This window comes from Falsiroseomonas oryziterrae (assembly GCF_021864505.1).
Classification (GTDB): domain Bacteria; phylum Pseudomonadota; class Alphaproteobacteria; order Acetobacterales; family Acetobacteraceae; genus Falsiroseomonas; species Falsiroseomonas oryziterrae.
The window spans coordinates 1-7,768 of sequence record NZ_JAKJIB010000185.1; the positions used below are offsets into that span (position 1 = coordinate 1).

The 7,768-nt window shown below is 71.3% G+C and carries 9 protein-coding genes; 6 read left to right on the forward strand and 3 right to left on the reverse strand.

The genetic code is table 11. From position 1 onward, the window contains the following. Nucleotides 1-236: hypothetical protein (locus L2I40_RS14655; protein WP_237215847.1), on the forward strand; the 236-nt coding region annotated here is incomplete at its 5' end. Here L2I40_RS14655 and L2I40_RS14660 read toward each other — a convergent pair. Next, nucleotides 233-1,174 carry an SMP-30/gluconolactonase/LRE family protein gene (locus L2I40_RS14660; RefSeq protein ID WP_237215849.1) on the reverse strand — a complete coding sequence of 314 codons (942 nt, stop codon included), beginning with the start codon at nt 1,172-1,174 and terminating at the stop codon, nt 233-235. The genes L2I40_RS14655 and L2I40_RS14660 overlap by 4 nt on opposite strands. 75 nt (nt 1,175-1,249) lie before the next feature. Here L2I40_RS14660 and L2I40_RS14665 point away from each other — a divergent pair, with 75 nt between their 5' ends. From L2I40_RS14665 to L2I40_RS14685, 5 genes are all read left to right on the forward strand, one after another. Further along, complete coding sequence (locus L2I40_RS14665; protein WP_237215851.1) at nt 1,250-1,963, forward strand: TetR/AcrR family transcriptional regulator; 714 nt, start codon at nt 1,250-1,252, stop codon at nt 1,961-1,963. Nucleotides 1,964-2,046: 83 nt separating this feature from the next. Then, nucleotides 2,047-3,201 (forward strand): Gfo/Idh/MocA family protein, encoded by a 1,155-nt coding sequence (locus L2I40_RS14670; RefSeq protein WP_237215852.1) that lies wholly within the window; start codon nt 2,047-2,049, stop codon nt 3,199-3,201. A 4-nt stretch (nt 3,202-3,205) separates the two neighbouring features. Beyond that, nucleotides 3,206-4,366 carry a dihydrodipicolinate synthase family protein gene (locus tag L2I40_RS14675; protein ID WP_237215854.1) on the forward strand — a complete coding sequence of 387 codons (1,161 nt, stop codon included), beginning with the start codon at nt 3,206-3,208 and terminating at the stop codon, nt 4,364-4,366. Beyond that, on the forward strand, nt 4,366-5,175 hold the full coding sequence (locus L2I40_RS14680) for a sugar phosphate isomerase/epimerase family protein (RefSeq protein WP_237215856.1): 810 nt from the start codon (nt 4,366-4,368) through the stop codon (nt 5,173-5,175). The genes L2I40_RS14675 and L2I40_RS14680 overlap by 1 nt, the downstream gene beginning before the upstream one ends. Continuing rightward, the gene (locus L2I40_RS14685; RefSeq protein ID WP_237215858.1) at nt 5,159-5,743 is read left to right on the forward strand and encodes a DUF2585 domain-containing protein; all 585 of its coding nucleotides are present in this window, start codon (nt 5,159-5,161) and stop codon (nt 5,741-5,743) included. Before L2I40_RS14680 ends, L2I40_RS14685 begins: the two co-directional genes overlap by 17 nt. Nucleotides 5,744-5,747: 4 nt before the next feature. On the opposite strand, the gene L2I40_RS14690 is transcribed toward L2I40_RS14685, so the two are convergent. Then, nucleotides 5,748-6,773, reverse strand: coding sequence for an alpha/beta hydrolase family protein (locus tag L2I40_RS14690; RefSeq protein ID WP_237215860.1), 1,026 nt, complete (start codon nt 6,771-6,773; stop codon nt 5,748-5,750). Nucleotides 6,774-6,839: 66 nt separating this feature from the next. Then, nucleotides 6,840-7,768: hypothetical protein (locus L2I40_RS14695; RefSeq protein WP_456305745.1), on the reverse strand; the 929-nt coding region annotated here is incomplete at its 5' end.

The window sequence follows — 7,768 nt, forward strand, 5'->3', positions numbered from 1 at the left end:
TCGAAGCGCTGGGCCCCGTGCCGGGCGGCACGATCGCGGATGGCGCGGTGCCGCTGCTGGCGATCCACTGCGCGGATCCGGCGGCGGCCCGCGCGGCCGAGGCCGCGCTCCGCGCGCGGCGCATCCATGTCGGCCAGGGTCGGCTGCGCGAGGGCATGCTGGTGGTGAACCCGCTCGCGCTGGCCGAGCGCGACCTCGGCCCGCTCGGCACCGCGCTGCGCGAGGTGCTCGGCTAGCCGCCCTTGACGCCCTGCGTGTTCACGTAGAGCGAATACAGCGAGTGCGCCGCCGCCATGAAGAGGCGGTTGCGGTGCCGCCCGCCGAAGCAGACATTCGCGCAGCGCTCCGGCAGCGCGATGTGGCCGATCGGCGCGCCGGCTGCGTTGAAGACACGCACGCCGTCCCAGTCGTCCCGGCCCATGCCCCAGCCGCACCAGAGGTTGCCGTCCACATCCACGCGGAAGCCGTCCGGCGTCTCGCCGCTTTCGCAGCGGATGAAGACGCGGCGGTTGCGCAGCTTCGCCCCGTCCACATCGTAGGCGAGGATGTTGCGCGGCTCGCCGCGGCTCTCGACGACGTAGAGGATGCTCTCGTCGGGGCTGAAGGCCAGCCCATTCGGGTGGTCGATGTCGTCGGCGACCAGCGTGACCTCGCCGGTCTGGCCGTCGATCCGGTAGACGTTGGTGTGCGGCAGCTCGGGCTCGGTCTTCTCGCCCTCGTAGAAGGCGTAGAGCCCGAAGGGCGGGTCGGTGAACCAGATGCTGCCGTCGGACTTCACCACCACGTCGTTCGGGCTGTTCAGCCGCTTGCCCTGGTAGCGGTCGGCCAGCACGGTGTGGCTGCCGTCGTATTCGGTGCGGACGATGCGCCGCCCGAGATGCTCGCAATGCACCAGCCGGCCCTGGCGGTCGCGCGTATGGCCGTTGGTGTTGTTGGCGGGCTTGCGGAAGACGGAGACCACGCCCGTCTCCTCCTCCCAGCGCAGCACGCGGTTGTTCGGGATGTCGGACCAGATCAGGCAGCGCCAGTCACCCATCCAGACCGGTCCCTCGCCCCAGCGCGAGCCGGTCCAGAGCCGTTCCACCGAGCTCAGCGGCAGGTGGTAGCGCTTGAAGGCCGGATCGAGCGCGCGGATCGCGGGATCCGGGTAGCGCAGGCTTTCGGTCCATTGCATCGGTCTTCCTCCCCGCGGCTTGGCGCGACGCCGCCGATGCGGCCATGGTGGCGCGAAGAGGGGAAGAGGGGAACCATGCCGGACACGCCGGCACGCAAGAGCCGCACGTCGCGGCCCGCCGTCGCTTCGCCCCGGCCCGCGACGCTGCCCCTGGCCGCGCGCGCCGGACCACCCCTGTCCGCGCGCGCCGCGGCGACCCGGCAGCGCATCCTCGACGCCGCCCTGGCCGAGTTCGCGGAGAAGGGGCTGGCCGGCGCACGCGTTGATGAGATCGCCGCGCGCGCCGGCGCCAACAAGCGCATGCTCTACGCCTATTTCGGCTCGAAGGAGGAGCTCTGGCTGACGGTGCTGGAGCGCGCCTATGCCGCCAAACGTGCCGAGGAGCGCGCCGTCGAGGTGGAGGGCCTGGCGCCGGAGCGTGCCATGGCGAGGCTGGTCGCCTTCAACCTGCGCTACACGGCGCGGCATCCTGAATTCGTCGTGCTGCTGAACCAGGAGAACATCCACCGCGCGGCCTATCTCCGCCGGTCGGAGGACGTGCCCGCCCTCTACTCCCCGATCCTCGAGGCGCTGCGCGGCGTGCTTGCACGCGGTGCCGAGGCGGGCGTCTTCCGCGCCGGTGTGGATGCGCTGCAGCTCTACATCTCCATCCTCGCGCTCGGCCATTTCTACGTCGCGAACCGCCACACCCTTTCCACCATCTTCGGCGCGCCGCTCGATACCGAGGCGGCGCTCGCGGCGCGCGAGGCGCACATCACGGAGGTCGTGCTTGGCTACCTGCGGCCTTGACCGCCGGACACGCCGCAGGTAACCAGATGGTTACTTGGTGCTGTCCGGCGGGCCCGGACGCGCCGCTTTCGCGAGGGAACGTCATGGCGGAACGCCGCATCGGCCTCATCATGAATGGCGTCACCGGCCGGATGGGGATGAACCAGCACCTCATCCGCTCCATCGCCGCCATCTGCGCCGATGGCGGCGTGCGCCTGGCGAATGGCGACAGGATCATGCCCGACCCGATCCTGGTCGGCCGCAACCGGGAGAAGCTGGAGCAGCTTGCGAAGGCGCATGGCGTCGCGCGCGTCAGCACCGACCTGGATGCGTGCCTGGCCGATCCGAAGGACGAGGTGTTCTTCGACGCGGCGACGACGCAGATGCGCGCCGCGCTGCTGCGCAAGGCAATCGCCGCCGGCAAGCACATCTATTGCGAGAAGCCGACGGCCGACAACCTGGACGACGCGATGGACGTCGCGCGGCTCGCGAAGCGCGCCGGCATCAAGGCCGGCGTCGTGCAGGACAAGCTGTTCCTGCCCGGGCTGCGCAAGCTGAAGATGGTGATCGACAGCGGCTTCCTCGGCCGCATCTGCAGCGTGAAGGGCGAGTTCGGCTACTGGGTGTTCGAGGGCGACCTGCAGCCGACCCAGCGCCCGAGCTGGAACTACAAGAAGGCCGAGGGCGGCGGCATCATCCTCGATATGCTCTGCCACTGGCGCTACGTGCTGGACAACCTGTTCGGCGAGGTGGAGGCGGTCAGCTGCCTCGGCGCGACCCACATCCCGGTCCGCTACGACGAGCAGGGCAAGGCGTATGACGCGGATACGGACGATGCGGCCTATGCCACGTTCCAGCTCGCGGGCGGCGTGGTGGCCCACATCAACTCGTCCTGGGTGACGCGCGTGCGCCGCGACGACCTTGTGACCTTCCAGGTGGACGGCACGCATGGCTCCGCCGTCGCGGGGCTGCAGAAGTGCTGGACGCAGAGCCGCGTGAACACGCCGAAGCCGGTCTGGAATCCCGACATCCCGCAGCCGATCGATTTCTACGCCGGCTGGCAGGAGGTGCCGGACACCCAGCCCTATCCGAACGGCTTCCGCGTGCAGTGGGAGATGTTCTTCCGCTACCTCGCGGGCGAGTTGCAGAGCTACCCGTGGGATCTGCTGGCCGGCGCCAAGGGCGTGCAGTTGGCGGAAGCAGGGCTGAAGTCCTGGGCCGAGCGCCGCTGGATCGACCTGCCGAAGCTGGAGGTCTGACCCGATGCCGACGATCACCCTGCCGACCGAAGCCGGCACGCTCGAGCCCTACGCCACCGGAACGCCACGCGAGTTCCCCAAGGCGACGCCGCCTTTCCCGCGCGTGGCGCTTGCCGCCGCGCATGTGGTCGCCGATCCGCTGGCCGAGCAGGATCCCTGGCTCGACGCCAAGGTCGATTGGGACCGCACCATCGCCTACCGGAAATACCTCTGGTCGCTCGGCCTCGGCGTGGCGGAGGCGATGGACACGGCGCAACGGGGGATGGGGCTCGACTGGACTGCGGCGCAGGAGCTGATCCGGCGTTCGCTCGACGCGATGAAGGACGTGCCCGGCGCGGTGATGGCCAGCGGCGCCGGCACCGACCACCTCGCGCCCGGTCCCGGCGTCACCGTGGACGACGTGATCCGCGCCTATGAGGAGCAGTGCGAGGCGGTCGAGAGGATGGGTGGCCGCATCATCCTGATGGCCAGCCGCGCACTGGCCAAGGCCGCGAAGAGCCCGGCAGACTACGAGCGCGTCTACAGCCGCATCCTGTCCGGCGTCGCGCAGCCGGTGATCATCCACTGGCTCGGCGAGATGTTCGACCCGGCGCTCGAAGGCTACTGGGGCAACCACGACCACATGGCGGCGATGGAGACGGCGCTCTCCGTCATCCACGCCAATGCCGCCAAGGTGGACGGCGTGAAGATCAGCCTGCTCGACGACAAGAAGGAGATCGTCATGCGGCGCCGCCTGCCGAAAGGCGTGCGCATGTACACCGGCGACGACTTCAACTACGCCGAGCTGATCGCGGGCAACGAGCACGGCTATTCCGACGCGCTGCTCGGCATCTTCGACCCGATCGCGCCGGCGGTGGGCGGCGCGCTGGCAAGCCTGTCGCGCAACGACCTCTCGACGTTCCACGACATCCTGGCGCCGACCGTGCCGCTGTCGCGCCACGTCTTCAAGGCGCCGACGCGCTTCTACAAGACGGGCGTGGTGTTCATGGCGTGGCTGAACGGCCACCAGGACCATTTCGTCATGGTTGGCGGCCAGCAGAGCACGCGCAGCATCCGCCACTTCGCCGAGCTCTTCCGCCTGGCCGACAAGGCCGGCCTGCTGCGCGATCCGGAGATGGCGGCGGCGCGCATGCGGCAGCTGCTCGCGGTGCACGGCGTGGCGTGATGCGGCTGTCGCTCAACACCGTCACCGTCAAGGAACGCTGGGGTCTCGCCGACTGCATCGAGGGCTGCGCGCGGCACGGCATCCCGGGCATCTCGCCCTGGCGCGACGTGCTGCAGGCGATGGGCGTCGAAGCAGCGGCGAAGCGGATTCGCGACGCCGGCCTCGTCGTCACCGGCCTCTGCCGCGGCGGCATGTTCCCGGCCGTGGATGCCGCCGGCCGCGCCGCGGCGATCGAGGACAACCGCCGCGCCATCGCCGAGGCGCATGCGATCGGCGCGCGCTGCCTCGTCATGGTCTGCGGCGGGCTGCCGCCGGGGTCGAAGGACCTGCCCGGCGCGCGCCAGATGGTGTGCGAGGGCCTGCACGCGATCCTGCCGGAGGCGCGCGCCGCCGGCGTGACGATCGCGCTCGAGCCGCTGCACCCGATGACCTGCGCGGACCGCTCGGTGCTCTCCACGCTGGGCCAGGCGCTCGATCTCTGCGACGAGCTCGGCGCCGGGACGGGCGTCGCGCTCGACGTCTATCACGTCTGGTGGGATCCGGAGCTGGCGCAGCAGGTCGCGCGCGCCGGATCGCGCATCGCCGCCTTCCATGTCTGCGACTGGAAGGTGCCGACCACCGACACCGTCTTCGACCGCGGCCTGCCGGGCGAGGGCGTCATCGACATCCCGGCGATCCGTCGGATGGTGACCGCGGCGGGCTATGCCGGTGGCTTCGCCGAGGTTGAGATCCTCTCGAAGCGCTGGTGGTCGGAGGACCCTGACGCGGTGGTGGCCGAGATCAAGGAGCGGCATGCGCAGTTTGTCTGAGCGACGGCACGGACGCGCCGGCGCCTGGCCCTTCCTCGTTCTCGGCATCGCGCCCGCGGCCGGCGTCATCCTGCTTTGGATGGGCCGCGTGCCGATCTGCGAATGCGGCTACGTGAAGCTCTGGCACGCGAATGCCTTCGACAGCGGCAACTCGCAGCACCTGCTGGACTGGTACACGCCGTCCCACATCGCGCACGGCTTCATCTTCTACGCGCTGCTGCATCTCGTTGCGCGACGGCTGGGCTACTGGCCGCGCCTGACCATCGCGACGCTCGTCGAGGTCGCGTGGGAGATCGTCGAGAACACCGAGGCGGTGATCCAGCGCTACCGCGAGGCGACGATCGCGCTCGGCTACAACGGCGACAGCGTGATCAATTCCATGGCCGACGTCGCCGCGATGTGGCTCGGCTTCTGGCTCGCCTTGCGCCTGCCGGTGTGGGTCAGCGTCGCGATCGTGGTCGCGATGGAGCTCTTCGTCGGCTGGATGATCCGCGACAACCTCACGCTGAACGTGCTGATGCTGCTGTGGCCGCTGGAGAGCGTCCGGGCGTGGCAGGCGGGGGCCTAGGTGCTCAGCAGCCGCGCGCGCGGCCTTCCGCGAAGTCCAGCAGGCAGGGCGCGTAGCGCAGCGTGAAGCGCCAGTCGGCGCCGCCGCCATGACCCTGGATGCCGCGCGGCCGGTCCAGCATCAGGAAGCCCGCCACGCGCCCGGTCAGCGCACCCAGGATCGCCGCGCGCTGGTCCGGGTCGGGGTCGAATTCGTCGCCGGCGAAATTCGCCACGGCCACCCGCGCGCCCGTGTTGCGCGCCTGCGCTACGATCCGGCGCAGATCGTCCAGCGCCCAGGCATGGGCGGGGCTGCCGCGTGGGCCGTGCGCCGCCGGCGCAATGGCGATCACCGCATCCGCGAGCCCCGGCGTGTCGAGCGCCTGCAGCGCATTCCACGCGCCGCGCGACTGCCCGCCCACCACGACGCGCGCATAGCCGCGGCGCCGCAATTCGCGCAGCGCGTCCCGCATCCAGGCCGCACCTGCCTCGGTCTCGTCGGTCGCCGGGTCGCGGTCGAAGCGGATCACGTCGTAGCCGGCGTTGTTGAAGGCGCGCACATGCGGCTGCGGCTGCGATCCGCGGCTGTCGGCGCCGCCGGGGCTCCGCCCATGCGCCCAGACATAGGCGCCGCGCGCGCGCTCCGGCCCCTGCCAGAGGAAGCGCCCGTCCGGCGCCAGCATCCATCCCGGTCCGCCGGTGATCGGCCCGGCCGGCGCGGCCGGTGCCCGCGCCTCCAGCCCCGGCCAGACCACCGCCAGGTCGCGCGCATAGATCCGGCAGCCCTGGCCGCCCCAACGCGCGCAGTTCTCGACGGCGCGGGCCTCGGTGGCGGCCGGGTCGTCCTCGATCGCCGCCGCCCAGCCCCAGGCGCCATCGGGCGCGAGCGCGAAGGCGCGCGGCGTCGGCTGGAGCAGGAAGCGCGCATAATCGGCACGCCCCTCAGCGCTGAGATAGGGCGGCCGAGACGTGTCCAGCAGGGCAGTGATATCTGCCCGCGCGGCGCCGCCGAGCATCAGCGCAGCAGCAAAATAGACTACAATCTTCAACATGCCGTGATGGAGGAAACCACGGCGGCAGAGCGAGAGTCCAGACGGATTCTCGCGTTTCCGTGAGGATCAGCAGGCTAGCGGTGGCGTCTCACCGGTCGCGAAGAGGAACAGGCAGCCGCCGAAGCGCTCGATGAAGCCGCGGCTGTTGCCGGCGTGGTGGCCCTCGATCCCCTCGGGACGGTCGATGAACAGGAAGGCGGCGCTGCGGTCGGCCAGCATGCGCAGCGCGGCGGCGCGCTCCTCCGGCAGGCCGTCGAAGGGATCGCTGCGGAAATTCGCCACGGCGACGCGGGTGCGGCCAGCCCCGGTGGCGTTCGCCACCAGCGCCCGCATCGCCGCCATCTGCTGCGCCTGCGCCGGCTCCGTCATGGCGGCCAGCGCGGCCGGGGCGATTGCGATGGTCGCCTCCGTCAGACCCTGCGTGTCCAGTGCCTGCAGGGCGTTCCACGCGCCGCGCGACTGGCCGGCCGCGATCACCCGGCGGTAGCCGCGCCGCCGCAGCTCGGCCAGGTCCTGGCGCAGCCAGACCCCCGCGGCGCGGGTGAAATCGGTCTCCGGCAGGCGGTCGAAGCGCCAGACGTCGTAGCCGGCGTTGTTGAAGTGCCGCACCCAGGCCTGGGGCTGGGTGCCGCGGCTGTCGGCGCCGTCGGCGCTGCGGCCATGCGCCCAGACCAGCACGCCGCGCGCGCGCTCCGGCCCCCACCACAGGAAGCGCGGATCGGGCAGCGTCACGCGCTGCGCGTCGCCGAAGGCCAGGCCCTCGGGCGGCGGAATCGGCGCCCATTCGCGCCCCGGCCAGACGATCTCGAGGTCGCGCAGCCAGGGCGTGCAGGGCGCGCCGCCGCGGCTGTGCTGCTGGCAGGCCTCCAGCGCCAGCCGTTCCAGCTCCTCGCGCGGCGCCGGGCCGCTGCCCGAGGCGAAGGCGCCGCCCGGGCCGATGACGAAGACCCGCGGCAGGCCGCGCAGCAGGGTGCGGGAGAGCTCGAGCTGCCCGT